Below are 25,765 nucleotides of genomic sequence, written 5' to 3'. Positions count from 1 at the left end.
GGTTGCTTCCTTGTCTCAATGTCCGCCGCCGCCACCGGCGGCGATTTGTGTCTCTCCACCGGCACCACCGCCGCCGCTGCCACCGCCGTAGATTGCGGCAGTCAGACCAGCCGAGGCCAGCCAGAACTCACGCTTGGCATTGGCCGCTTCAAGCTGGCTCCCGATCCTTTCGCGGGCGTCATTCAGCAGGTCGAAGGTGCTGGTGATCATGCCGTTGTTGCTCAGCAGTGCCTCCTCATCGATGGTACGCCGCAGCGGCAGCACCACGTCCGAATAGTGCCGCGCAATCTGGTGGCTTGAGCGGTAGGCCGTGGCCGCAGCACGTGCTTCGGAGCGGACGTTCACCGCGCGTTCGGCCAGCACATTGGCCGCTTGCAGATAGCTAAGCTCGGCCTTGCGCAGCCGCGCTTTGCCGCTGTCGAAGATTGGGATCACGAACTCAAACTCGACCTGCGGTGACACGCTGGTCTCAATCTCGCCGTTCTCTTCCTCCCGTTCGATTTCGGCCCCGGCGATGACTTCGAGATCGGTCAGGGTACGGGTCGCATCGGTCAGGCCATAGGCTTTGGCCGTGGCCTCCAACCCCAGCCGGGCGACTTCCAGATCAACCCGATTGGCCAGTGCCAGCCGTTCGATGCCCCGGTGGCTGCTGACCGTGTTCGGCACACGCGGCAGGGCATCGGGCACGTAATAGGCCACGTCCTGCCCCCAAAGGCCCATAAGCCGGGTCAGTTGCTCCTTGGCCAATTGCGCGTCCAGCCGCGCCTGTGCCAATTGGCCCGCCATTTCGGCGTTGAACGCCTGCTCTCGGGCCTGCGCGGCTTTGTTCAGCGCGCCGGTCTTGCCCAGCTGCTGCGCCAGTTCCGCCGCCGCATCGGTGGTGACGGCCGCGCGTTTCAGATAGCTGACCGTTTCAAAGGCCGCGACCGCATTGACCCAAGCCTCGCGTGTTTCATTGGCCAGCGCCAGCGTGTCGCTGACGGCTTGCATCTGCGCGTGCTGGAACTCGGCCTCGGCAGCGGCGATGCGCTGTTTGCGGGTGCGGGCGTCCAGAAGGTTAACGGCGATCATGCTCTCCAAGGCGCGGTACAGCCCGACCTCGGGCGCACCGATGCCCAAAAGACCGATGGAGACGACGGGGTTCTCGGGCGTGGACTGTTGCCATGCTTCCGCTGCCGACAGACCGATCTGCGCGTAGGATGCCTGAAGCCCCTTGTTGTTCAACAGCGCAACCTGCACCGCGGTTTCGGCGCTAATCGTCTTGCCCTGCACCATGGCGCGGACCTGTTTGGAGGCGGCGACGGTCTCGGCCTGCGACTGCGCCCAGACGGTGCGCTTGCCGATGGCCTTGGAGGTGCGCGCTTCAACAGTGGCAAAGCCAGCATCACGGGCCGAGAAACTCACCGGCAGGTCCGTTGCCGTGCAGGCGCCCAAGATCAGTGGTGTAATGACTGCGGCGGTTTTCAATTTCCAACGCATCAGTGGTTCATCCCCTGCATATCCATCCCTTGCATAGGTGCCTGTTCAGCGTTCAATCGTCGCCAATCGAGCGGCTCCACCACGCCGCGACGACGGTAGCCTGCAAAGGGTTGCTCTTCGGCGGTCGTGGCACTGCCGCGCGTGCTGTTGTCGGCGGCGGTCATCGCGGCGACTTCGGGCAGAGGCGTGGGCTGCTGCACATAGGCGGCTGTGACGTCTGGAAATGGGGGGAGCGTCGAGGCGCAAGCCCCAAGGGTCAGGGACATCGCCCCTGCAATCAGTGGTAATTTCATTGGTTTTTTTGCCTGAGAATGAGGTGATCTTACCCGCAGCCAGACGCCGCAGATGCAAAGGCCGTCAGGGGGCCGGGATCAACTCAGGCTTGAGGCGGGCGCAATTGGCCCGTGGGCTGGCCAGAGGCGACAGAATGCGACACGCTGGCATATTCAACGGATCGCACGGCCGTTATCTTGGCGTCCTGCGATGCGGTCAGCGCCGCCGTCAGACAGATGCCACCACAGCAAGGCTCGCCTTCGAAACTCTCTGGTATGTCTGTCAGATCAGGTAGCGCGGCAACATCCTGTTGCAGTTCTGACGCTGCGGTCATCTGGTGGCCCGCGTGATGCGCCGCCTGCTCGCTTTCGTGCATTCCGCTTTCGGCATGAACCGAAGAGGGCGGAAGCAGCAACAGACCACAGGCCAGAACCACACCCAGAAGGGCGCGGCAGAGGTCTGTTATGTTTGCCAGAGCACGCATAGGGGTTAGCAATGTCGTAAGTCGCAGAGCCTGTCAACGTGTCCAGCGCTGGAAGGATTGCGGTTAAATCTTCGACCTTTGCATCAAAGCCTCGAAAGTCGACGGGAGGCCCACCCGGTTGGCAGGCCCCCCTTGGCGACGGTCACATCTCGTTCGAGCAGTCCAAAAATCCGCGGTAGCCAACGGTCAGCCCGCGGTCGAGATGGAATTTCATCTCGGCTTCTGAGCGGCGCAGGTTGCTTTCGGTATCGGTCCAATCTGCCCCGGCAAGGGGGGTGACGGTCACGTCAACGCCATCGGCGGTGAAACGGGCGCCATCGGCAAGCGCGGCTTGGTCAATGGCCTCATCGGATTGCAATTCGATCAAGGTGCCCGAGAGTTTGATCCCCCCGACGTTGCCCGCCATCACAAGGCTTGGGTCGCCTTCGTTGGTGCGGCCAAACTGGCAGGTAGCGGCGCTGCCAAGCAGGCTTTCGACGTTCTCAGGGGTCAGCCCCGCCGGGTCGACTTTTGCGACCTCTGCGGAGGATAGTGCCTCGTCCACCGTACCAACTTCGGGCTGGCTTTCGGTCTCGCCCAATTCCGGATCAACCGCATCGCCGTTTTCTTCGATGTCGGCGATCAAGCTGCGCATCTCGGCGATCTCTTTACGCTGCGCGGCGATGATGCCATCGGCCATCTTGCGCACGCGCGGATCCGAAAGTTCTGCCCGCTCAGAGGTCATAATGGCGATCGAGTGGTGCGGGATCATGGCGCGCATATAGCTGGTATCGCCCACAGTTACTTGGCTGCGCACCAGCCAAAGGGTCAGGGCGAAGACCGCGATGGAGCCGATATAGATGGCAATGTTCATGGCCTTGTTGGAATACATCGACAACATGAAGCTGAGCATGATGACCGCCATCACAGCCCCCATCAGCAGCGCCATATAGGTCCGCGTTTCGCTAAAAAAGACATGCTCGAAGGCGTAGGTGTTCAGGTACATCAGGCCAAACATCACGATGGTCGAAGTCGCGATCATTGCGGCGAAACGCCAGTAGGACATGGGGTGTCTCCTCTTTCAAATTTCTGCGCGATTGCGGCGCGCACCGTGGCAATCAAGGACAAGGGGGGCTATGATCGCCAAAGCCAATGCGGGCCTAGCAACGCGCCGGCAAAATGCGAATGAGGCGGCCCTAGATACCCCCCTATGGTATGTTAACTGGCCACGGTCGTCTTAGTTCCGTTAGGTGGAGGCATCAAACGTGGAAGCAAAGCAGAACAAGGCAGCGATCCTCAAGCGACTGGCGCGGCTGGAAGGGCAGTTGCGCGGCGTCACACGGATGGTCGACGAGGGGCGGTATTGCGTGGACGTGCTGGTGCAAACCGCCGCCGTCCGCTCGGCCCTGCGCGCGGTCGAGCGATTGGTGATCGAGGATCACGCCAACCACTGTATGGAAGAGGCGATCCTATCGGGCGACCGCGAAGAGCAGCGCCAGAAGTTCCGTGAATTGGTCGCCTTGCTGGAAAAGGCACGCGACTAGGGGCTCGTTTTTGAGGTGGGCGGTTTTGGCCTTGGACCCAAGAGGTGAAACCGGCGGCTTGGTCACAAGCGTAATGCGCAGGTTTCCTCTCATCGCAACTTCGTGGTGCAACCATACCTCCGAGGCGAATATTAGTTCTTTGTAGCCGTAAATTTTTCGAACGCTCCGCTTTTTAGGGACGCAATAGATGGTCGGCGTCCGCGCTAATGAATTCCCGACTGCGGATCGCTGCCGCACAAACAGCCCGAAAGGAGAACGTCATGCCAAACGAGCCAGATCATGCCAAAGAGAAACGCCCACCCCACCGGGAGCGCCACAATGCGCAGGATGACCACGAAGGCGCGGCGCACCGTCCTGAGGAGTTCGATCCAAAGAACCCGCAAAAGGCGGTGAAGAAAGAGAAGTGAACGCGAAAGCAGTGCGAAATTCCCGCGCTGCTTTCTCGTATCGCCCAGTTATTATTGTCGGGCGAAAAATACCCTAAGCGGTGCCGCGGACGGGGCGGGATCAGCCCCTCGGTCTTGCGGCGCTCGCGGCAAAGGTCGATGCGCTCGGCGCATTCTCGGCCCGACCACAACACTTTGTTCTCCCCGAAAAAACTCTCTAGCCGTAGCGTAACTTCGCAACACGCGCGCCGGGCATCTATACCCCGGCGGTGGAACCGGCTATGCCTATGACCAAGATCGTTGCGGCGGGCAAACTGCCGCGGCTGATCGCATTGCAGGCAGAGACGCGCTGTCGTTCAGCGATGGCGGTGTTTCGACCGCGATAGCAGGCGGGGCGACTGGCCCATGCCTCTGCGAGAGGCGGCGGCAAACGCCGCGTAACCGACCATTACGCCGAGCGCTTTGTCAGAGCGTTTGACCAAGAAAACAAACATAGGGGGATACAATGACCAATTTCATAAAACGTCAAAACGGACCGAGCCGTCGCGGTTTTCTAGCCGGGAGCGCGGCTGCGGTGGGGGCAGGGCTGATCCTGCCACAGGGCGCACGGGCACAGGCCCAGCCCAAAAAGGGTGGCACTCTGCGGGTTGGCTTTACCCAAGGGTCGACCTCCGACAGCCTTGATCCTGCAACCTTCAACAACGACTTCATGTTCGCCAGCGGCTATGCGGTCTTCAACACTCTGACGGAAATTGCCCCCGACGGCACCGCGCAGCCCGACTTGGCTGAGAGCTTTGAGGCCAGCAGCGACGCGGCCACATGGACCTTCCGCCTGCGCGACAACGCGCAATTCTCGGACGGCAAAACGGCGACGGCGAATGACGTGATCGCCTCGATCCGTCACCACATGGGGCCAGAGTCCAAATCTGGTATCAAACCGCTGCTAGAGCAGATCACCGACATCCGCGCCGATGGCGACAAGGTCGTGATCTTTGAACTGGCCGCAGGGAACGCGGATTTCCCGTTTATCTTCAATGACTACCACCTCGGCATTCGCCAAGATACCGGCGATGGCACGATCGACCCCAACAGCCGCATCGGCACCGGCGGCTATGTAATCGATGTTTTCGAGCCGGGCGTACGGGTCGAACTGACGCGCCGCGATGACTACTGGAAAGAGGGCCGCGCGCATTTCGACAAGGTTGTGATCCTGAAAGTCGGCGATCCGGCGGCCCGGATGAACGCGCTGATGACCGGCGAGGTTGACCTGATTGACCGTCCCGACCTCAAGACGATCAACCTTCTGGGCCGCGCGCCCAACGTGAAGATCCACACCCAAGACGGCACGTTGCATTACATCATGCCGATGCAGACCAACACGGCCCCGTTTGATGACGTGAACGTGCGGATGGCGTTGAAATACGGCATCAACCGCGAAGACATGATCGAAAAGGTTCTGCGCGGCTATGGTACCGTGGGCAACGACCAACCGATCTCGCGCTCGATGCCCTATTACAACGACGACCTTGAGCAGATCACCTATGACCCGGAGCGGGCGAAGTACCACCTGAAACAGGCGGGGCTTGAAAGCCTTGATGTGACGCTGTCCACCTCGGATGCTGCCTTTAACGGGGCGGTGGATGCCTCGGTTCTCTTTGCCGAAAACGCGCGGCCTGCGGGGCTGAACATCGAGGTGAAGCGTGAGCCGGATGACGGCTATTGGTCGAACGTCTGGCTGCAAAAGCCCTTCTGCTGCTCCTATTGGGGTGGGCGTCCGACGCCTGACCTGATGTTCTCGACCGGCTATGCCGCCGATGCGGAGTGGAACGAGACCAAATGGGACAACGAGCGCTTTAATGAGTTGCTGTTGCAAGCGCGGCCTGAGCTGGACCAGACCCGCCGCGCCGAGATGTACGGCGAGATGCAAAAGATCGTGAAAGAGCAGGGCGGCGCGCTGATCCCCGCCTTTGGACAATATGTCTCGGCCATGAGCGAAAGCGTTCAGATGCCTGAGGAAGTGTCCGAGATGTGGGATCTCGACAGCCAGCGCTTCATCGAACGCTGGTGGATGTCTTAAGCCACAGCCTCATCCGGGCGGCCCCAAGGGGCCGTCCGTTTCCCGCACCAATGGCCCGAACCGGGCCGGAGAAAACCTTAAAATGTCCCGGCTTCAGAAGCTTGTTATCGGCCGAGTGTCCCTCGGCATTCTGACCCTCTTTGTCGTATCCGCCCTGATGTTCGTTGGCATCGAACTCTTACCCGGTGATTTGGCGCAGCAGATTCTTGGCCAATCGGCGACCGAGTCGACCCTCGCCGCCTTTCGCGCCGAGCTTGGCCTCGATCAGCCCGCGCATCTTCGTTATTTCGATTGGCTTGGTGGTGTGCTGCGCGGTGATTTTGGCACCTCGCTGGCCTCAGGGCGCGAGGTGTCCGAGCTTTTGGGGCCGCGGCTTGCCAATACCATGTTTCTGGCCACCTATGCCGCCGCCATCGCCGCTCCGCTGGCGGTGATCCTTGGGCTTCTGGCCGCCCTGTGGCGCAACACGCTGTTTGACCGTGGCGTCAACCTGACCGCGCTTTCGGCGATCTCTATGCCCGAGTTTTTCGTGGGCTATGTCCTGATCCTATTCCTGTCGATCAAGGCGGGTGTCTTCCCGACGCTGGCACGGATCGACAGCGCCACGGGGCTCTGGGACGCGCTTTACCGCAGCTTTCTGCCCGCGCTGACGCTTATTCTGGTGGTCGTGGCGCATATGATGCGGATGACGCGGGCGGCCATCATCAACGTGCTCGCCTCGCCCTATATTGAGATGGCGCGCCTTAAAGGTGTGCCGCGCTGGCGCATCATCGTGCAGCACGCGCTGCCCAATGCATTGGCGCCGATCGTCAACGTCGTGGCACTGAACCTTGCCTATCTGGTGGTCGGCGTGGTGGTGGTAGAGGTCGTCTTTTCCTACCCCGGTCTTGGGCAGTTGTTGGTCGATGCGGTCTCCAGCCGGGATTTCCCGGTGGTGCAGGCGGTGGGGCTGTTCTTTGCCGCTGTTTATATCACGCTCAACGTCTTGGCCGACATCATCTCGATTATGTCGAACCCGCGTCTGCGGCACGGGAGATAACGATGAAATCTTTGCTGAAATCCGCGCCCCCCTCGGCGATCTTTGGGATGGTGGTGCTGGCAATCGTCGCCTTTACGGGGGTATTCGCGCCTATCGTCGCGCCCTATGGCGAGACGCAGGTGGTGGGCGATGCCTATTTGCCATGGAGTGCGGCGCATCCGCTGGGCACCGACAATCTGGGCCGCGATATGCTGTCGCGCATGATCTTTGGGGCGCGCAATACGGTCGGGCTGGCGCTGCTGACGACGGCTATTTCCTTTTCGGTCGGGTCAACGCTGGGGATGCTGGCCGCGCTCAAAGGCGGCTGGCTGGACGAAGTCCTGTCGCGCTTGGTCGATGTGCTGATGGCCGTGCCGCCGTTGATCTTGGCGCTGATGCTCTTGGCCATCGTCGGCCCGTCGATCCCGAATATGGTCGGGGTGATCGCGGTGATCTATGTGGCGCCGGTCTACCGGCTGTCGCGGGCTGCGGCGATGAATGTGGTCGGCCTTGATTTCGTCGAAGCCGCAAGGCTGCGCGGAGAGCGCACACCATGGCTGCTGCGCCGCGAAATTTTGCCCAACATCTGGTCGACCTTGATCGCCGAGTTTGGGGTGCGCTTTTGTTTCGTGTTCCTCTTTATCGCGGCGCTGTCCTTTCTCGGCATCGGGATTCAGCCACCCACGGCGGACTGGGGATCGATGGTAAAGGAAAACGCCACCTTGATCAGCTTTGGGGATATCACCCCGCTGATCCCGGCGGCGGCCATCGCCTTGCTGACCGTTGCGATCAACCTGATCGTCGATTGGATGCTGCACCGCGCCAGCGGTCTGAAAAGTTAACCGAGCAGGGGCCAAGCATATGGGAAATCTTCTGAACATTCGCGGTCTCCGGCTTGAGGCAGGCAGCCGCGCGCGGCCCAGTGTGATTATCAAAGGGCTTGATCTGGAACTCGACCGAGGGGAGGTGCTGGGCCTTGTCGGTGAAAGCGGGGCGGGCAAAAGCTCGGCCGGGTTGGCGGCGATGGGCTATGTCCGCGACGGGGTCCGTTTCGCCGGGGGCAGCGTCGAATTCGACGGGACCGAATTGATCGGCATGGCGGGCGGGCACTTGCGCCGTCTGCACGGCAAGCGGATCGCCTATGTCGCCCAGTCCGCCGCGGCAAGCTTTAACCCCGCCAAGACGCTGATCGACCAATATACCGAAGCGCCGCGCCTGCACGGTGTCTCGGGCCGCGCGGCGGCAAAGCAGGACGCCGTGGCCCTCTACCGCCAGATGCAACTGCCCAACCCCGAAGAGATCGGCTTTCGCTATCCGCACCAAGTGTCGGGCGGCCAGTTGCAGCGGGCGATGACGGCCATGGCCATGGCCTGTCGCCCCGACCTGATCATCTTTGACGAGCCAACGACCGCCTTAGACGTCACCACCCAGATCGAAGTGCTAGGCGCCATTCGCGACATTGTAGAGCAATATGACACGGCGGCGATCTACATCACGCATGATTTGGCGGTGGTCAGCCAGATGGCCGACCGCATCTGCGTGATGAAGGATGGTGAGGCGATCGAGACCGCACCGACCAAGACCATGCTGGACGCTCCGCAGGAGGAATACACCCGCTCGCTCTGGGCCGTGCGGTCGTTTCGCCGCCCCGACGCTGAGGCGGGGGAGGCTCCGGCGCTGATCCGCTGCGAGGGGGTTTCGGCGGCCTATGGGCCGATGACCGTGCTGGATAATCTCAACTTCACCTTTCCGCGCGGCCAGACCACGGCGGTGGTGGGGGAAAGCGGGTCGGGGAAATCCACTCTCGCGCGGGTGATCGCGGGGCTGCTGCCCCCCGCCTCGGGGCAGTTTTTCTGGAACGACGCGCCGCTGGAACCGCGATTGGCCAAACGCGGGGCCGAGACGCTGCGCAATATCCAGATGATCTATCAATCGGCGGATACCTCGTTGAACCCGCGCCACAATATCCGCGAGATTTTGTCCCGCCCGGTGCGCAAGTTCACGGGCCGCAAGGGCCGGGTGCTTCGGGCGCGGGTGGAGGAACTGATGGATTTGGTCGATCTTGACCGCGCCTTCCTTGACCGCAAACCCAGCGAGCTTTCCGGCGGTCAGAAGCAGCGCGTTGGCATCGCCCGCGCGCTGGCCGCCGAGCCGGAGTTCATCATCTGCGACGAGGTGACCAGTGCGCTCGATCAACTGGTGGCCGAGGGGATCTTGCGGCTGCTGGTGCGTTTGCAGACCGAGCTGGACCTGACCTTCATGTTCATCACCCATGACTTGGCCACGGTTGAGGCGATTGCCCATAAGGTGATCGTACTGAAGAACGGCCAGATCGTCGAACAGGGCGGGCGCGATGAGATCTTCGGCGCGCCAAAGCAGGCCTATACCAAACGGTTGCTGACCTCGGTGCCGCAGATGGATCCGGAATGGCTGACCGAGGCCCGCGCGCGGGAGCGGTCCTTGCGCGAGGCGGAGTAGGGCGCTGGCGGTTTATATACCCGCGGCGCGCGCCGCGGCAAAGGCGGCCTCTGCCACGTCGAGAAACAGAGCGGCTTCGGGCTGCTGCAACACAAGGGGCGGGCGGATCTTCAGCACATTGGCCCCCGGCCCGGTGGCGCTGATCAAGACGCCATTCTGGCGCATGTGGTTCACCACGAATTTGGCGCGGGCGGCGTCGGGGGCATTGGTTGCGCGCGAAGTGACGCATTCAACGGCCAGAAACAGCCCCGCGCCGCGCACATGGCCGATCTCGGGGTAACGCGCCGCGATGTCTTGCAAGCCGTTCTTGAGGGCCCCGCCGACCGTGGCAGCATTGTTCTGCAACCCTTCATCCGCGATCACGTCAAGCACCGCCATACCCGCAGCCGCGGCCACCGGGTTGCCACCAAAGGTGTTGAAATACCGCGCTTTTTCTCCGAATTCTTGCACCAACTCTGGCCGCATCGCGGTGCCGGAAAGGGGGAAGCCATTGCCCATCGGCTTGCCCATCGTGACCATGTCAGGCACCAGCCCGTGGCGCTGGAACCCCCAGAAGGCGTCGCCGGTGCGGGCAAAGCCGGGCTGCACTTCGTCAGCGATGAAGAGCCCCCCCTCGGCGCGGATCAGATCGACCGCCGGTTGCAGGAACCCTGCCAGATCGGGGTGCAGCCCGTCGCTGGAAAAGATCGTATCGACGATGAAAGCCGCAGGCTCGATCCCATCGGCGCGCATCTCGGCAATCGCTTGGGCCAGATCGGCGGCGAGTTTCGCGCCCTGCTCCGCGGCTGGAATGCGCAGCGTGTCGGGCGCGTCGATCAGCCGGATGCGCGGGCTGCGCGGGATGAAATCGCCCAAGGATGGGGACAGTTCCGCCACCGCTTCGGTCAGCCCGTGATAGGCAAGGCGGGTGACGATGACGCCCTCGCGCCGGGTATAGCTACGGGCGATGCGCAGGGCGATGTCATTCGCCTCGGACCCGGTGCAGGTGAACATGACATGACCGAGTGCGCCGGGCATGGTGGCCAGCAGCCGTTCCGCGTAAGTCACCACGTTTTCATGCAGATAGCGGGTGTGGGTGTTCAACACGCCCAACTGCTGGGTGATCGCCTCGACCACGCGGGGGTGGCAATGGCCGACCGAGGCGACGTTGTTATAGGCGTCGAGGTATTTGCGTCCGTCCTTATCCCAGAGCCAGACACCCTCACTGCGCGTGATATGCAGCGGCTGGTCGTAGAACAGCCGGTAGGCGGGGCCGAGCGCCTTGGCGCGGCGGTCGATCAGGGCGCGGTCGTCCGGGCTGAGGGCGTCGGCTTGGGCGCTGTCATAGGCGTTGATCATGGTCATCGGTCACTCCGTTCCCGCAGCACGGTGCAGGGCTTTGATCGCGGCGGCGTCGCCCACATGGTCGAGTGCGGCCAACCCGCGTTGCGAGGCGGCGGCGTTGCGCAGGATATAGGGGGCGTTGTCGGGATAGCGCCGGGCGCGGGAAGCGCCGATCGCCAAGGTGGTGGCATGGCGCAGCCGGATCAGACTGGGCAAAAGCGCGATTTCCTCAGCCTCCAGCGGCAGGCGTTTGGCAAAGCCCGTGACCATCTCGCAAACATCTTGCAGCGGGTCCGCGCCTTGGCCGAGTTGATAGGAGCAGGCCACCGCCAGATCGCAGGCCAGCGGCGTATGCACCATATCGCCGAAGTCGATCAGTCCGACGGGGTGCTGGGCCTCTGGCGCGTCGACCAGAATATTGTGCGGATTGAAGTCGTTATGAACGACCTGTGCCCGCAGATGTGGAAGCTGGGGCGCGACTTCTGCATCAAAGTGATCGAGGGTGCGCCCCAGTTGGGCGCACAGCTCGGCGTCTTGCACATCCGCCAGCAGCGGGCGCAGATGGCCTGCCTGTTTGATGTCCCACTGCAGAAAATGCCCCCCCGCCGGATGGAAAAAACCGCGCAGCCCAAGGGCGACCCGCGCGTGAAAATCGCCCAAGGCGCGGTGCAGGCCGGGGCGCGGCGTGGCATTGCTGAGGACGGTGCCGCCGAGGAAAGACATCAGGCGGACGACATGGGGCTGACCGTCAGCCGCTGTGGCAACCTCGGCCGCCTTGCCATTGAGGCTGGCGCAGATGCGTTGCACGGGCAGTTCGGGATCAGCGGTGGCCAGATGCATGAGCGCGGCAGTCTGCATGTCGGTCACCGCGCGGTCTTCGGCGGCGTTGGTGATCTTTAGTAGCGCCTTTTCGCCCGTAGTGAGGGTAATCAGGAAGTTCGCGTCTTTCTCAGCGGCAAGCGGTTCGATCTCACCCGAGATACCATAGCGCTGCAAGGCAACCTCTGCCGCGCGTGCCGCGTCAAAGGCGGGCGGATCTTGCGCTAGAAGATCGGTCTTGTTGCCGCTCTCTTCGGCCAGCACACCGCTGAGAAAGGGGGGCAAGCCGCCCTGAGGCGTGATCCCGACCTCGGTCATGGGGTGATGCCCTCGGTCCCGCACCATTCGGCGATAAACAGCGCCATGGCTTGAGTGATCTTTTTGACCGAACTCAGGCTGACGGATTCGTTGATCCCGTGGATGTTGCGAGACTTCGGCCCGTAACAGAGCGCCGGGATCTTGTTATACAGCGCATAGACCCGCGTATCGAGATAGCCTGCTGTCATAAAGGACTGCAGCGGCGCGCCGATGGCGTATTCGTGGGCGCGTTCCAGCACCGCTTCGGCATCGCTGCCGGGCTCCAGCACATAGCCTTCGGCGTGGAAACCGTTAAAGACCACCTTGGGCGGGTTGTTGGACAGGAAGCTGTCGGTCTGGGCAAAGGCTTTGACCCGCTCGGTGATCTCCCGCGCGGCGTCTTCGGCGTTGCGGCCCGGATAGATGGAAACGCGGCAATCGATGTTGCACCATGACGGCACCGATGACGCCCAATCACCGCCTTCGATCTTGCCGATGTTGAGGTTAATGGGATGCGCTTCGTCTTCGAAATGCGGGTGGTCGCCTTTCTCGGCGTTCCAGTCCTCCTCCATCTCGCGCAGGGCGGTCATCACGCGGGTGGCCGCGTCGATGGCATTGGCCCCTTCGCCCATTTCGCGCACATGGACGGGCACGCCGCGCACCTGCACCTGAAACCAGATGACGCCGGTATTGGCGCGCACCAACATTTCTTCTTCGGGTTCGGGAATGAAAACCGCATCGGCGGTGTAGCCTTGCAGGAAGGTCTGCAACGCGCCGTTGCCGGTGGATTCCTCCTCGACCACGGACTGCACATAGACGGTCGCCGCTGGTTGCAGCCCAATGCGGCGCAGCGCGTCTAGGGCAAAGATATTCGCCGCAGCACCCGCCTTCATATCGCCCGCGCCCCGGCCATACATCCAGTCGCCGTCGATCTTGGCCGAAAAGGGCGGATCATCCCACATGTCGTGCAGCCCTTCGGGCACCACGTCGAGATGCGATTGCAGGATCAGCGAGCGGCCCGCCTCATCGCGCGGGCGGTGGATACCCACGACGATGGGCGCGTCAGAGTGATCGTCTGAGTATCTCGAGCCGCCGGGGTGCGCTTCAATCGCGGCGCGGTCCATCTTGAAACGGTCCATCGCGTAGCCACGGCTTTGCAGGTTGCGAAACAGCAGGTCTTGGATCGCATGTTCATGGCCGCGCAGCGAAGGGGTCTGCACGAGTTGTTGGGAAAAGCTCACTTGCTCAGCGAAGCCATCTTCGACAGCCTGAAGGATGCGGGATTTCAGATCAGGATCGAGGGTCATGTCGTGTCCTTTCGGTGGGTTACAGCATCGCTTCGATGAGGAAGGGGCCGGGCTCTTTTGCGGCCTCTTCGATGGTGCGCATCAAGTCGGCGATGTCTTCGACCCGTTTGCCCGGCACGCCCATGCCCTTGGCCATGGCGACGAAATCCAGTTGCGGACGGTCGAGGTTCAGCATGCTCAGCGCGTCGGGGCCGGGCTGCGCGCCGACGTTGTGCAATTCGCCCTTGAGGATCTCATAGGACTGGTTGGCGAGGATGATCGTGGTGACGTTGGAGTTCTCGCGCGCTTGGGTCCAGAGTCCTTGGATGGTGTACATGGCCGAGCCATCTGCCTGCAGCGTGATGACCGGACGGTCGGGGCAGGCGATGGCCGCTCCGGCAGAAAGCGGGATACCGATGCCGATGGATCCGCCGGTCAGGGCCAGCCACGTGTTCGGCGCCGCACTGTCGCCCGCGGGGAAGGTGGCTCCGCCGGAGGAGACGGCTTCATCCACCACAATCGCATCTTCGGGCAATGCGTTCGCCAAGGCCGCGCCGAGGTTTTGCAGGGTGATGCCGCCTGCCTGCGGTGCGGCGGGTCGTTCGTGGTCGCGCGGGGTGGCGGGTTTCGCGCCGATGCGGTCTGCGAGTGCGGCCAAAGCCGTGGAGCCGTCCGCATCGACGGCGGCCAATGTGACGGTATGACAATCGACCGGCAGCAGCAGGCTCGGTTTGCCGGGATAGGCAAAGAAGGCCACGGGAGGTGGCGTCTCAATCAGGATCGCGCGGCTGTAGGGGGCAAGGCATTCAAGGGCCGCGTTGATCGGGTAGGGGACTTTGTTGATCGCAAAGCGGCCCTGCCCACGCTCCATCCGGCGGTTCGAGGTGGGCGCGAGGATGTCGGCCCCGGTCTTTTCTGCGATGCCGTGCAGCAGGGCCATCGCTTCTTGGCTTTCCAGCACCGCGCTGCCGACCAGCAGCACGGTTTTCTCACCGCTCTCCAAGGCTTTGATTGCCGCGTTAAGAGCGCGTTCATCCAAAGGGGCAGGGGCGGCGGGGGCCATGGCATCGGCCATTTTGCCGCCCGCATCCCAACCGATGTCCGCAGGGGCGATCAGTGTGGCGACCTTGCCGGGCTTGCTCTGCGCCACGGCGAGCGCGGTCATCGCATCCGCCGCAAAGCTGCCCGCATCTCGGCCCGAACGCACCCAATCGCTAAACGGCGCGCATGCGCCTTCGACATCTGCCGAGAGGGGGGCATCGTATTTCTGGTGCCGCAGCGCGTGATCGCCCACAAGGTTCACCATTGGCACCCGTGCCTTGCGGGCGTTGTGCAGGTTGGCGGCAGCGTTGGCAAAGCCGGGCGCGAGGTGCAGCAGGGTCACTGCCGGTTTCCCAGCCATGCGCGCATAGCCATCGGCGGCGCCCGTCACCACGCCTTCGAACAGGCCCAAGACGCAGCGCATCAGTTTGGTGCGGTCCAGCGCGTCGACGAATTGCATCTCGGAGGTACCGGGGTTGGCGAAACAGACCTCCACCCCGCCTGCGTGCAGGCTGCGGACAACGCTTTCAGCGCCGTTCATCTCTTTGGGTGTCTTGCTCATGCTGTGGCCTCGCGGAATGTCGTAAGAAATGATTTTGCGTTATCGGCAAGGGAGGGGCCAAGGTAGCCGCCCTCTTGAATCAATGCCGTGGGAAGGTTGAGCGCTGCCAAGCGCCGCGCCATTTCGGCAAACCCGTCGGGTAGACCTTCACGGCGGCCAGCGGATCGTCGGCGGCCATGTCGAAGCCCAGCGAGACAACCAGCGCCTCGGCTCCGAAATCACGGATTGCGGCGATGCCTTTGTCGAGCAGGGCCAGCACCTCCTCTTGGCTCGCGCCCTGTTCCAGCAGCAGGTTCAGCGATTTACCCGCCCCGTCGCCTTCGCCCGTCTCATCGGCATGGCCGAGGTAGAAGGTGGGGTAGGTGGCCGGATCGGGATGCAGCGAGCAGAAGAAGATGTCGCCGCGTTCATAGAGGATGTCGAGCGAGCCATTGCCGGTGTGCACGTCGATGTCGATCAGCGCGACTTTCTTGTAGGTCTGGGTCAGATGCTCCGCCGCGATGCAAGCGTTGTTGAAAAAGCAAAACCCATTTGAGCAATCGCGCATCGCGTGGTGGCCGGGCGGACGGCAAAGCGCATAGGCGGCGCGGGCACCGGCCGCCACCGTCTGGGCCGTCTCGATGGCGGTTTGGGCCGACCAATAGGCCGCGTCCCATGACCCTTCGGTCAGCGGGGTCGAGGTGTCGGTCATCCACCAGCCCAATTGACCGTGAATGTCCTTGGGCTCTTTCCCGCGCCGCACGCCGGGGTGCATGGTTGGGATGGCCAGCGCATCAGGGCCCGCGCTTTCGACGAAACGGGCATGGGCGTCGGGCAGGAAGTCGACATAGTCAGGGTTGTGCACGGCCTTGATCGGGGCAAGCCCGTGGTCTTGGGGTTTGGTAATCTCAAACCCTTCGCCGATTAACATATCGCGTAGAATTTCAGCACGTTGTGGCTGTTCTTGATGCGGCATGGCCGCGCCGCGCCGAAAGTAGTGGGTCGGTGCATGGCCAAGCTGGCGTTCGTCGAAAAAGACTTTCATCACATTCCCTGTGGTCTGATGTCGTTGCGGCAGAGCATTGCAGTTTTAATTTGCAGGCTCAATAGAAATGATGCATCATGCATCAAAACTGGCCATGGTTCGGTCGGTAAGGACGAGGGCGCGATGGCCGAGATCAGTCAAGTTTCATTGGGCGATGCGATCTATGATCGGGTCTGTCAGGACTTGGTAGAAGGCAAGCTGCGCCCGAATGAAAAGGTCACCATTCGCGGGTTGGCTGAGCGGTTGGGCACCAGTTCGACCCCGGTACGCGACGCAGTGCAGCGGCTTTTGCGGGATGAGGCTTTGATCCAGCGCAGCATGCGCGACGTGCGCGTGCCGGTGCTGACAGAGGCGCAGTATCTTGAGATCGCAAGCATCCGGCGCGAGTTGGAGGGTTTTGCCGCAGGCCGCGCCGCCGAGATGGTGGGCCCAAAGGAGGTCCGCCGCCTGAAAAAGATCGTGGAGAGGAATGAAGCCGCAGCCGTGGCCGGGCGCTGGCCGCAGGCGGTGAAGTACAATCAAGAGTTCCACTTCGCATTGGTGGAGGCGGCTGAGATGCCCATTCTGCTGGCGATACTCAGTGGGCTGTGGCTGCGCATGGGGCCGCTGATTGCAGGGTACTATGCTCGGGAACAGCTGGGGCTGGTCCGACATCATCAGGCGATCATTGCCGCCTGCGAAAATCGCGATCCTGCGGCGGCTGCCGCGGAGATGCGCGCAGACATAGATGACGCAAAGGAGGGGATCATCAGATATATCGAATCGTTCACCATAGGTGAATGAGTTTTTCCAAGTCCTGCGCACCGCGCGGCCTTGTCCCAACCGACTGCAAGAAGCCGACGTCAGATCGGACGCTTTCAAAGGGCCAAGATTCAACACAACCAATGGGGATTGAAATGCTTAACACTACCAAATTAACCGCAGCCGTTCTGGCGCTGGCACTGGCTGGACCACTGGCCGCGCAGGATGGCGAGCCGAAATCCGGCGGCACGCTGAACGTCGTGATCCAGCCCGAACCGCCCAGCCTGATGATCGGCCTTGTGCAGAACGGCCCGACACAGATGGTCGGCGGCGATATCTATGAAAGCCTGCTGCGCTATGATTTCGATCTGAAACCCGAAGGCCAATTGGCTGAATCTTGGGAGATTTCAGAGGACGGCAAGACCTATACCTTCAAGCTGCGCGAAGGTGTGGTGTTCCATGACGGAGAGCCCTTCACCTCGGCGGATGTCGAATTCTCCATGGATAAGTTCCTGCGCGAGAGCCACTCGCGGATGCGCACCTATATGGAGCATGTCGAAAGCATCGAGACGCCGGATGAATATACGGTTGTCTTTAACCTCAAGCAGCCCTTCGGCCCCTTCATCGGCATCTTCGAGCCCGGCACCGCGCCGATGATCCCCAAGCATATCTACGAAGGGACGGATTTCGCCAACAATGAGGCGAACAATACGCCCATCGGCACCGGCCCCTTCAAGTTCGACAAATGGGAAAAGGGCAGCTTTATCCATCTGGTCAAGAACGAAGACTACTACATGGAAGGCAAACCCTACGTCGACGAAGTCTATTACCACGTGATCCCCGATGCGGCCTCGCGTGCGGTGGCCTATGAGACCGGCAAGGTCGACGTGCTGCCCGGCGGCTCGGTCGAGAATTTCGACGTGGCGCGTATTCAGGCGATGGACAACACCTGCATCACCGACAAGGGCTGGGAATACTTCGGCCCGCTGTCTTGGATGTGGGTGAACAACGACAACAAGCCGCTTGATGATGTGAAAGTGCGCAAGGCGATCATGCATGGCGTCGACCGTCAATTCGCCAAGGACGCGCTTTGGAATGGTCTGGGCAAGGTTTCGACCGGGCCGCTGTCGTCCTCCACCCGTTTCTATGACGGCGATACGCCGGATATCTCCTATGATCCGGAAAAGGCCAAAGCACTGCTGGAAGAAAGCAGCTATGACGGTGAAACCATCCGCATCTTGGGTCTGCCTTACGGTGAGACGTGGCAGCGCTGGGCCGAGGCGGTCAAACAAAACCTGAGCGAGATCGGCATGACGACCGAGATCGTGCCCTCGGACGTGGCGGGTTGGAACCAGAAGGTCGCAGACCGCGACTATGATCTCGCCTTTACCTACCTCTACCAATACGGTGATCCCGCACTTGGTGTTTCGCGGACCTATATGGGCGACAATGCTGCCCCCGGTTCGCCTTGGAACAACGTGGCGAACTATCAAAACGCCGAGACGGACAAGCTGTTCGCCGAAGCGGCACTGATGGCCAGCCCCGAAGAGCGCAAGGCTGCCTATAAGGAAATCCAAGACAAAATCGTCGAGGACGTGCCGAACATCTGGCTCTTGGAACTGGGCTTCCCCACCATTTACCGCTGCGACGTGAAGAACCCCGTAAACACCGCCTTTGGCGTAAACGACGGTTTCCGCGACGTGTGGCTCGACAAGTAAAAAAAGCGACAACGCTCAAGGCCCGAGCCGTTTCGGCGGCTCGGGCGGATCTTAGAACAACACGGGGCGGATAGCGTGATACGTTTCATATTGGGCAGGTTGGTCAAGGCGGTGTTTATCCTGCTGGCGATCCTTGTCTTCAATTTCCTGTTGATCCATGCGGCACCGGGTGACCCTGCGGCGGTCATGGCGGGCGAAGCCGGGGCGGCGGATGAGAAATTCCTTGCAGACCTGCGGGCGCGTTTCGGGCTGGACCAGCCGCTCTACATGCAGCTGTGGCTCTATATCAAAGGCGCGGTGCAGCTTGATCTGGGCTATTCCTTCCGCCAGCAGATGCCGGTGGCCGAGATGATCGGCGACCGTCTGCCAGCGACGCTTTTGCTGACCGGCGTGGCCTTTGTGCTGTCGCTGGTCTTGGGCGTGACCGCAGGTGTCGCGGCCTCCGCCCGGCAGGGGCGGTGGGGTGACACGATCATCTCGACCTTCGCGTTGCTGTTCTATGCCACGCCGCTGTTCTGGGTGGCGCTGATGGCGACGCTGGTGTTTTCGGTCTGGCTCGAATGGTTGCCGGGCTTTGGGTATTCGACCATCGGGGCGGGCTATACGGGGTTTGCCCATGTATTGGATGTGGCGAAACACCTCGTCCTCCCGGCCTCTACCTTGGGGCTGTTCTTTACCGCGATTTATATGCGCATGACGCGGGCTTCGATGCTTGAAGTCTCGCGGCTCGATTTCGTCAAAACCGCCCGTGCCAAAGGGCTGACCCGCGGCGTGATCCAACGGCGGCACATCCTGCGCAATGCGCTTTTGCCGGTCATTACGCTTGCGGGGCTTCAAGCGGGGCAGATCTTTGGCGGGGCGATCCTGACCGAGACCGTTTTCGCATGGCCCGGCATCGGGCGGCTGATGTTCGAGGCGATCAACCAGCGGGATTACAACGTGATCCTCGGGGTCTTTTACATCTCGGCGGCCATGGTGCTGCTGTTCAACCTGATCACGGATGTCATCTATGTCATTGTTGATCCGCGGATAAGGCTGACGACATGATGAGCTTTTGGAAACGTTTCAGCTATAACCGTGGCGCGGTCATTGGTCTGGTCATCCTGACCTTCGTCGTGGCCGCTGCCATCCTCGCGCCCATCCTTTTCCCGCAAAGCCCGTGGAAAATGGTGCAGCGTCCCTTCCTGCCGCCGTTTACCCAAGACGGGCTGATGTTGGGCACAGATGCGCTTGGCCGCAATGTGCTGGCGGGGCTGGCACATGGGGCTTATGTGAGCCTGCTGGTCGGGCTGGTCTCAACCATCGTAGCGCTGGCCATTGGCGTGCCGGTGGGTGCAGCCGCGGGGTATTTCGCGGGGCGGATTGACGACGCGCTCATGCGCTTTACCGAATTCTTTCAGACCATCCCCAGCTTTGCGCTTGCCATCGTGCTCTTGGCGATCTTTCAGCCCAGCCTGACCTTCGTCATCATCGCGATCTCCATCGTCTCATGGCCCCCCGTGGCGCGTCTGGTGCGCGGCGAGGTGCTGTCGCTCAGAACCCGCGAGTTTGTCGAGGCGGCGAGCCTGTCGGGCCTCGGGAACCTTCAGATCATCACCCGCCACATCCTGCCCAACGCGCTGCCGCCCATTATTGTGCTGGCCTCGCTCATGGTGGCGCAGGCGATCTTGCTGGAAAGCTCGCTGTCCTTTCTGGGGCTGGGCGATCCGAACATCATGTCTTGGGGCTATATGATCGGGGCTGCACGCACCGTGATCCGCACCGCATGGTGGCTGTCCTTCCTGCCGGGCATGGCGATCCTTTTGACCGTGCTGGCGCTGAACCTGATCGGCGAAGGTCTGAACGACGCGCTGAACCCGCGATTGACGAGGAAATCCGAATGACCCTGCTTAGCATCCGTGACCTGTCTATCGCTTTGCCCGTGGGGGCCGACCGGCTCTACGCCGCGAAGGACATCAACTTTGACCTCGCACCGGGGGAGATCCTCTGCATCGTTGGCGAAAGCGGGTCGGGCAAATCCATGTCGGCCAATGCGGTGATGGGGCTGCTGCCGCAAGGTGTTGAACCCGACAAGGGCAGCATCACCTTTGACGGCCAGTCGATCCTCGGCCTGTCTGAGAAAGAGATGTTGAAGCTGCGCGGCAGCCGTATTTCGATGATCTTTCAGGAACCGCTCAGCGCGCTGAACCCGCTGATGCGCGTCGGCGCGCAGATCGCTGAGGTGTTCGAGGCGCATGGCGCGCTCAACAGCTCGGAACGGCGCGCGCGGGCGTTGAAACTGCTGGAGGAGGTCGGCATCCCCGACCCCCAAGCGGCGATCCGGGCCTATCCTTTCCAGCTGTCGGGGGGGCAGCGACAAAGGGTCATGATCGCGATGGCCTTGGCGCTCGAGCCTGACATCCTCATCGCGGATGAGCCGACCACGGCGCTTGATGTGACCACCCAAGCGCAGATCCTCAAGCTGATAGAAGACCTGCGGCGCAAGCGCGGCATGGCGGTGATTTTCATCACCCATGATTTTGGCGTGGTGGCCGATATCGCCGACCGGGTGATCGTCATGAAAAAAGGTGAGATCGTTGAGGCTGGCCCCGCGCAGGAGGTGCTGCTGAAACCCCAGCACCCCTATACCCGCGCCCTGATCGACGCGATTCCCCGGCTGACCCAAACCGACGCGCCCGAGCAGGTCGAGCGCGCGCCGCTGCTCAAGGTCGAAGGGCTGCAAAAGACCTTTTCGACCGGCTCTGGCACGCTCTTTGGCAAGCGCCGCGTGGTGAAAGCCGTGCAGGACGTGAGCTTTGAGCTCTACGCAGGTGAAACCATCGGCATCGTCGGCGAGTCCGGTTCGGGCAAATCCACCGTTGGGCGTTGTCTGGTGCGTCTGCTGGACCCAGATGGCGGGCGGGTGCTGATGGATGATGTCGACATCGCCCATATGTCCGGCGCGGAATTGCGCGCGCAGCGGCGCAAGTTGCAGATGATCTTTCAAGACCCGTTTTCGTCGCTCAACCCGCGCGCCCGCGTGTCGCGCATCCTCACCGAAGGGCTGATCGCATATGGCACGCCGGATAAAGAGGCCAAGGCCAAAGCGCGCGAATTGCTCGAACTGGTTGGGCTGGATGAAAGCGCGATGAAGCGTTTCCCGCATGAGTTTTCAGGCGGGCAGCGGCAGCGGATCGGCATTGCCCGTGCGCTGGCGCTGGAGCCGTCGATCATCATTGCGGATGAGGCCGTCTCGGCGCTCGACGTGTCCATTCAGGCGCAGGTGCTTGATCTGCTGGCCGAGTTGAAGACCCGGCTGAACCTGTCGATGCTCTTTATCACCCACGACCTGCGGGTCGCGGCGCGGATCTGCGACCGGATCATCGTCATGCAAAAGGGCCAGATCGTCGAAGCCGGGCCGGTCAGCAAAGTGTTGCACGATCCCGATACCGCCTATACGCGCAGCCTGCTCGACGCTATTCCGGGGCAGGATTATGAACGCGCGCTGGCGGCTGCCGACTAGGGCGCTATTTCAGGCGTTATGCTAGATTTGGATCAAGCGATGGATACTGCGGACCACGACCAAAAGACGCTGCTTTTGACGGGGGCGAGCCGGGGCATCGGTCATGCCACGGCCAAGGCTTTCGCGGGCAAGGGCTGGCGGGTGATTGGCTGTTCCCGGCAGGCGTTCTCGCCCGAATGCCCTTGGCCCGGTGGGGCGCAGGATCATGTGCAGGTCGATCTGAGCGATCCGAACCAGACGATAGAGGCCGTCGCACAGGTCAAGCGGCTGTTGAACGGCAACCCCCTGCACGCGCTGGTCAACAATGCAGGCATTTCGCCAAAGGGTGAAGATGGCGTGCGGCTCAGCACGCTCGACACCGATTTGCGGACCTGGGGACAGGTGTTTCATGTGAACTTCTTTGCCTCCGTGGTGCTGGCGCGGGGGCTTCAGGATGAACTGTCTGCCGGGCGCGGATCGGTGGTGAATGTCACATCTATCGCCGGGTCGCGGGTGCATCCCTTCGCCGGGGCGGCCTATGCCACTTCAAAGGCGGCGCTTGCTGCGCTGACCCGTGAGATGGCCCATGATTTCGGCCCCCTCGGCGTGCGGGTCAACGCAATCGCACCGGGCGAGGTGGAGACGGCAATCCTCAGCGAAGGCACCGACAAGATTGTACGCGACATCCCCATGCGCCGCCTCGGCCAGCCGGATGAGGTGGCGCGGGCGATCTATTTCCTGTGTAGCGAAGAAAGCTCTTATGTCTCTGGAACCGAGATTGAGGTGAACGGCGGGCAGCACGTCTAAGGGGCGGCGCGGGTGATCTGACAATCGCGTGATCAGCGCAGTCTTGCGCTGTCATCTCAGGACATTGGGACTATGTTCAACCGTTCACATCAGGGCAGCTATACGCGCGCTCCCCTCAGGCAAAGCATACCCCAAGGGACACCACTTCATGATAAAATTCGAATTGAACGGGCGGCAAATCTCTGTCGACGCAGACCCGGACATGCCCCTGTTGTGGGCTATCCGCGATGAAATCGGTCTGACCGGCACCAAGTTTGGCTGTGGCATCGGCGCCTGTGGCGCTTGCACCGTGCATATCGACGGCACGGCGACACGGTCCTGCATCACCTATCTGGCGGATGTTGAGGGCCTGTCGGTCACCACGATCGAAGGGCTGGACGAAGAGGGCAAGCACCCCGTTCAAGAAGCATGGCGCAACCTGCGCGTGCCGCAATGCGGTTACTGCCAGTCGGGCCAGATCATGCAGGCGGCGTCGCTGTTGCAAGACACGCCGAACCCCAGTGACGAAGACATCGACGCGGTGATGACCGGCAACCTTTGCCGCTGCATGACCTACCCCCGTATCCGTCAAGCCGTGCGCGACGCCGCCACCGCAATGGGAGGTTCCGACAATGGCTAATCTGATGTCCCGCCTGAAAGGCTCCGACAATCAATCGCAAATGACCCGCCGTGGTTTTTTGGTGTCCATGACCGCCGCGGGCGTTGCCTTTGGCTTCCCACAGGCGTCGAACGCCGCGATGAACCCTGCCGTGCCGGATGGCACACCGATCATGCCAAACGGCCAGACATTCGAGCCGTCGATGTGGTATTGGATCGACGCCGACGGTCAGGTCAACGTCAACATCATCCGCGCCGAAATGGGCCAGCACGTCGGCACCGCCATCGCGCGTATTCTGGCGGATGAGCTGGAAGTGGCTTGGGAAGATGTGCACATCACCCATGTGGATTCAGCCGAGAAATGGGGCCTGATGGTCACCGGCGGCAGCTGGTCGATCTGGCAAAGCTGGCCGGTCTACCGTCAGGCAGGCGCTGCGGGCCGTACCGCGCTAATCGAAGCGGCGGCGGCCAAGTGGGGCGTTGATGCCTCTGGCCTGACCGCACGCGACGGTGCCGTGACCGATGGCACGCAAAGCATCAGCTACGGCGATCTGGTAGCCGAAGGGCTCGACCGGAGCTTTACCGAAGACGAATTGGCAGCCCTGCCGTTGAAACCCCATGCCGATCTGCGCCTTGTGGGCCAAGACGTGCATCCTCTTGATCTGGATACGAAGACCACCGGTCAGGCGATCTATGGCTTGGATGCCAAGGTCGATGGCATGGTCTACGGCGTGCCGATGCTGCCGCCGACGCGCTATGGCTCCAAGGTCAATTCAGTCGATGACAGCGCCGCGAAAGAGGTCAAAGGCTACCTTGAGACTGTCGTGCTGGATGATCCGTCGGGCACCGTGCCGGGCTGGGTTGTGGTGCTGGGCAAAACGCTCCACGCCGCGCGGATGGCCACCTATGAGATCAGCGTCGATTGGACCGCAGGCGAGACGGCCGATGTCTCCGAAGACGATATCCAAGCCCGCTCGCGCGAGTTGATCGGAAGCGACGCCGGGTCGATCCTGCACACCGAACAGCCCGAGACCAGCGCCGTTTTCGACGCCGCCACCGAGACGCTTGAGGCCGAGTACACCACGCAATCCGTGCTGCACTTCCAGATGGAGCCAGTGAACGCGACCGTCTTCCAGAACGCCGATGGCGTCTGGGAAACTCACGCGGGCAACCAGTGGCAATCGCTGATCCTGCCGACGCTGTCCACGGCGCTTGAGGTACCTGCCGATAAAATCGTGATGCGCAGCTACATGCTGGGCGGGGGCTTTGGCCGCCGGTTGAACGGTGACTATATCGTGCCCGCCGCACTGGCCTCCAAAGCTGTCGGCAAGCCCGTGAAACTGGTCTTCTCCCGCGAGGAAGACGCTCAGTTTGACAGCATTCGCTCGCCTTCGGTGCAGAAACTGCGCATGGCGTTTGACGATGCCAAGGCCGTCACGGGGATGGAACACCACGCCGCCGCCGGTTGGCCGACGCAGGTGATGGCACCGGGCTTCATGCCCAAAGGCGTCAACGAAGAACCCTATGATCCCTTTGCCATCGACGGTGCGGATCACTGGTACAGCGTGGGCGCGCACCGCGTGCGGGCGATCTCCAACGATCTGGCGAATGCGACCTTCCGTCCCGGTTGGCTGCGCTCGGTCGGGCCGGGCTGGACCAACTTTGCTGTCGAAAGCTTCATGGACGAGGCCGCGCATAAGGTCGATGCCGATCCGTTGCAGTTCCGTCTGGATCACCTGAAGGCCGAAGGCATCAACGCGGGCTCTGCGCCCAATGCGGTGGGCGGTGCGTCGCGTCAGGCGGCTGTCTTGCAGCGCGTGGCCGAGATGTCAGGCTACGGCAAGACCGACCTGCCCGAGGGCACGGCAATCGGGATCGCCACCACCTTTGGTCAGTCGCGGACCATGCCAACTTGGACCGCAGCCGCGGTCAAACTGGCGGTGGATGCCGAAACGGGCGAGGTCGCTGTCGAGAAGATGTGGCTGGCCTTCGATTGTGGCACCGTGGTCGACCCCGATGGGGCACGCGCGCAATGCGAAGGCGCGGCGCTCTGGGGCCTGTCCATGGCACTGCATGAGGGCACGCGGATCGAAGACGGCAATGTCGTTGATCTCAACCTCGGGTCTTATACGCCATTGCGGATGGTTGATGTGCCGGACATCGAAGTGGCCTTTGTCGAGAGCACGGAAGCGCCCGTCGGTCTCGGCGAGCCGGGCACCACGGTCATCGCGCCGGCGGTTGCCAACGCGATCTTCAACGCCACCGGGGCGCGGGTACGGCATCTGCCGATCACCGCTGATGCGGTCCTCGCGGCGCTGGAAAGCTGATACCAAGAGACGGGCGCGACATGC

The 25,765-nt window shown here is 62.0% G+C and carries 23 protein-coding genes; 14 read left to right on the top strand and 9 right to left on the bottom strand.

Annotation, left to right across the window (positions count from 1 at the left end; genetic code table 11):
* Positions 1-15: 15 nt before the first annotated feature.
* The 4 genes from T8A63_RS14520 to T8A63_RS14505 form a co-directional block, all read right to left on the bottom strand.
* Positions 16-1,479 (bottom strand): TolC family protein, encoded by a 1,464-nt coding sequence (locus T8A63_RS14520; protein WP_067630983.1) that lies wholly within the window; start codon positions 1,477-1,479, stop codon positions 16-18.
* Positions 1,479-1,772, bottom strand: coding sequence for a hypothetical protein (locus T8A63_RS14515; RefSeq protein WP_082849457.1), 294 nt, complete (start codon positions 1,770-1,772; stop codon positions 1,479-1,481). The genes T8A63_RS14520 and T8A63_RS14515 overlap by 1 nt, the downstream gene beginning before the upstream one ends.
* A gap of 83 nt (positions 1,773-1,855) precedes the next feature.
* Positions 1,856-2,236, bottom strand: coding sequence for a hypothetical protein (locus T8A63_RS14510; RefSeq protein WP_067630975.1), 381 nt, complete (start codon positions 2,234-2,236; stop codon positions 1,856-1,858).
* 142 nt (positions 2,237-2,378) lie between these two features.
* Positions 2,379-3,281, bottom strand: a complete 903-nt coding sequence (locus tag T8A63_RS14505; protein ID WP_067630972.1) for a DUF305 domain-containing protein — start codon at positions 3,279-3,281, stop codon at positions 2,379-2,381.
* 199 nt (positions 3,282-3,480) lie between these two features.
* Between T8A63_RS14505 and T8A63_RS14500 the strand changes: the two genes are divergently transcribed.
* The 6 genes from T8A63_RS14500 to T8A63_RS14475 all read left to right on the top strand — a co-directional run bounded on the left by T8A63_RS14500 (position 3,481) and on the right by T8A63_RS14475 (position 9,718).
* Entirely contained in the window at positions 3,481-3,759 is a 279-nt protein-coding gene (locus tag T8A63_RS14500; RefSeq protein WP_067630970.1) for a metal-sensitive transcriptional regulator, read from the top strand.
* A gap of 260 nt (positions 3,760-4,019) precedes the next feature.
* Positions 4,020-4,166: a hypothetical protein gene (locus T8A63_RS14495; RefSeq protein ID WP_162931808.1), complete on the top strand. Its 147-nt coding sequence runs from the start codon at positions 4,020-4,022 to the stop codon at positions 4,164-4,166.
* A 484-nt stretch (positions 4,167-4,650) separates the two neighbouring features.
* A complete protein-coding gene (locus T8A63_RS14490; RefSeq protein WP_322344208.1) occupies positions 4,651-6,222 on the top strand; it encodes an ABC transporter substrate-binding protein in 1,572 nt (523 codons plus the stop codon).
* 82 nt (positions 6,223-6,304) lie between these two features.
* Positions 6,305-7,261 carry an ABC transporter permease gene (locus tag T8A63_RS14485; protein WP_322344207.1) on the top strand — a complete coding sequence of 319 codons (957 nt, stop codon included), beginning with the start codon at positions 6,305-6,307 and terminating at the stop codon, positions 7,259-7,261.
* A gap of 2 nt (positions 7,262-7,263) precedes the next feature.
* Positions 7,264-8,082: an ABC transporter permease gene (locus T8A63_RS14480; protein WP_201722017.1), complete on the top strand. Its 819-nt coding sequence runs from the start codon at positions 7,264-7,266 to the stop codon at positions 8,080-8,082.
* A 19-nt stretch (positions 8,083-8,101) separates the two neighbouring features.
* A complete protein-coding gene (locus T8A63_RS14475) occupies positions 8,102-9,718 on the top strand; it encodes an ABC transporter ATP-binding protein (RefSeq protein ID WP_067630958.1) in 1,617 nt (538 codons plus the stop codon).
* A 12-nt stretch (positions 9,719-9,730) separates the two neighbouring features.
* Here T8A63_RS14475 and T8A63_RS14470 read toward each other — a convergent pair whose 3' ends face one another.
* From T8A63_RS14470 to T8A63_RS14450, 5 genes are all read right to left on the bottom strand, one after another.
* Positions 9,731-11,062, bottom strand: a complete 1,332-nt coding sequence (locus T8A63_RS14470; protein WP_067630954.1) for an aspartate aminotransferase family protein — start codon at positions 11,060-11,062, stop codon at positions 9,731-9,733.
* A gap of 3 nt (positions 11,063-11,065) precedes the next feature.
* The gene (locus T8A63_RS14465; RefSeq protein ID WP_067630997.1) at positions 11,066-12,178 is read right to left on the bottom strand and encodes a phosphotransferase; all 1,113 of its coding nucleotides are present in this window, start codon (positions 12,176-12,178) and stop codon (positions 11,066-11,068) included.
* Positions 12,175-13,464: an ArgE/DapE family deacylase gene (locus T8A63_RS14460; protein ID WP_322344206.1), complete on the bottom strand. Its 1,290-nt coding sequence runs from the start codon at positions 13,462-13,464 to the stop codon at positions 12,175-12,177. The genes T8A63_RS14465 and T8A63_RS14460 overlap by 4 nt, the downstream gene beginning before the upstream one ends.
* 19 nt (positions 13,465-13,483) lie before the next feature.
* The gene (locus T8A63_RS14455; protein WP_322344205.1) at positions 13,484-15,046 is read right to left on the bottom strand and encodes an acetolactate synthase large subunit; all 1,563 of its coding nucleotides are present in this window, start codon (positions 15,044-15,046) and stop codon (positions 13,484-13,486) included.
* A gap of 79 nt (positions 15,047-15,125) precedes the next feature.
* On the bottom strand, positions 15,126-16,070 hold the full coding sequence (locus T8A63_RS14450; RefSeq protein WP_322344204.1) for a histone deacetylase family protein: 945 nt from the start codon (positions 16,068-16,070) through the stop codon (positions 15,126-15,128).
* A 123-nt stretch (positions 16,071-16,193) separates the two neighbouring features.
* Between T8A63_RS14450 and T8A63_RS14445 the strand changes: the two genes are divergently transcribed.
* From T8A63_RS14445 to T8A63_RS14410, 8 genes are all read left to right on the top strand, one after another.
* The gene (locus tag T8A63_RS14445; RefSeq protein WP_322344203.1) at positions 16,194-16,853 is read left to right on the top strand and encodes a GntR family transcriptional regulator; all 660 of its coding nucleotides are present in this window, start codon (positions 16,194-16,196) and stop codon (positions 16,851-16,853) included.
* A 101-nt stretch (positions 16,854-16,954) separates the two neighbouring features.
* Positions 16,955-18,529 carry an ABC transporter substrate-binding protein gene (locus T8A63_RS14440; RefSeq protein WP_067940841.1) on the top strand — a complete coding sequence of 525 codons (1,575 nt, stop codon included), beginning with the start codon at positions 16,955-16,957 and terminating at the stop codon, positions 18,527-18,529.
* Positions 18,530-18,604: 75 nt separating this feature from the next.
* Complete coding sequence (locus tag T8A63_RS14435; protein WP_322344202.1) at positions 18,605-19,576, top strand: ABC transporter permease; 972 nt, start codon at positions 18,605-18,607, stop codon at positions 19,574-19,576.
* A complete protein-coding gene (locus tag T8A63_RS14430) occupies positions 19,573-20,412 on the top strand; it encodes an ABC transporter permease (RefSeq protein WP_082849458.1) in 840 nt (279 codons plus the stop codon). Before T8A63_RS14435 ends, T8A63_RS14430 begins: the two co-directional genes overlap by 4 nt.
* Complete coding sequence (locus T8A63_RS14425; protein ID WP_322344201.1) at positions 20,409-22,031, top strand: ABC transporter ATP-binding protein; 1,623 nt, start codon at positions 20,409-20,411, stop codon at positions 22,029-22,031. The genes T8A63_RS14430 and T8A63_RS14425 overlap by 4 nt, the downstream gene beginning before the upstream one ends.
* Positions 22,032-22,070: 39 nt before the next feature.
* Entirely contained in the window at positions 22,071-22,817 is a 747-nt protein-coding gene (locus T8A63_RS14420; RefSeq protein ID WP_322344200.1) for an SDR family oxidoreductase, read from the top strand.
* Between the two features lie 148 nt (positions 22,818-22,965).
* Positions 22,966-23,436, top strand: coding sequence for a (2Fe-2S)-binding protein (locus tag T8A63_RS14415; protein ID WP_067940853.1), 471 nt, complete (start codon positions 22,966-22,968; stop codon positions 23,434-23,436).
* Between the two features lie 4 nt (positions 23,437-23,440).
* A complete protein-coding gene (locus tag T8A63_RS14410) occupies positions 23,441-25,741 on the top strand; it encodes a xanthine dehydrogenase family protein molybdopterin-binding subunit (protein WP_322344199.1) in 2,301 nt (766 codons plus the stop codon).
* Positions 25,742-25,765: the final 24 nt, after the last annotated feature.

The organism is Sulfitobacter sp. OXR-159 (assembly GCF_034377145.1).
Lineage (GTDB): Bacteria > Pseudomonadota > Alphaproteobacteria > Rhodobacterales > Rhodobacteraceae > Sulfitobacter.
The sequence above is the reverse complement of the archived record's forward strand: the minus strand, read 5'-3'. Positions and strand labels throughout refer to the sequence as shown.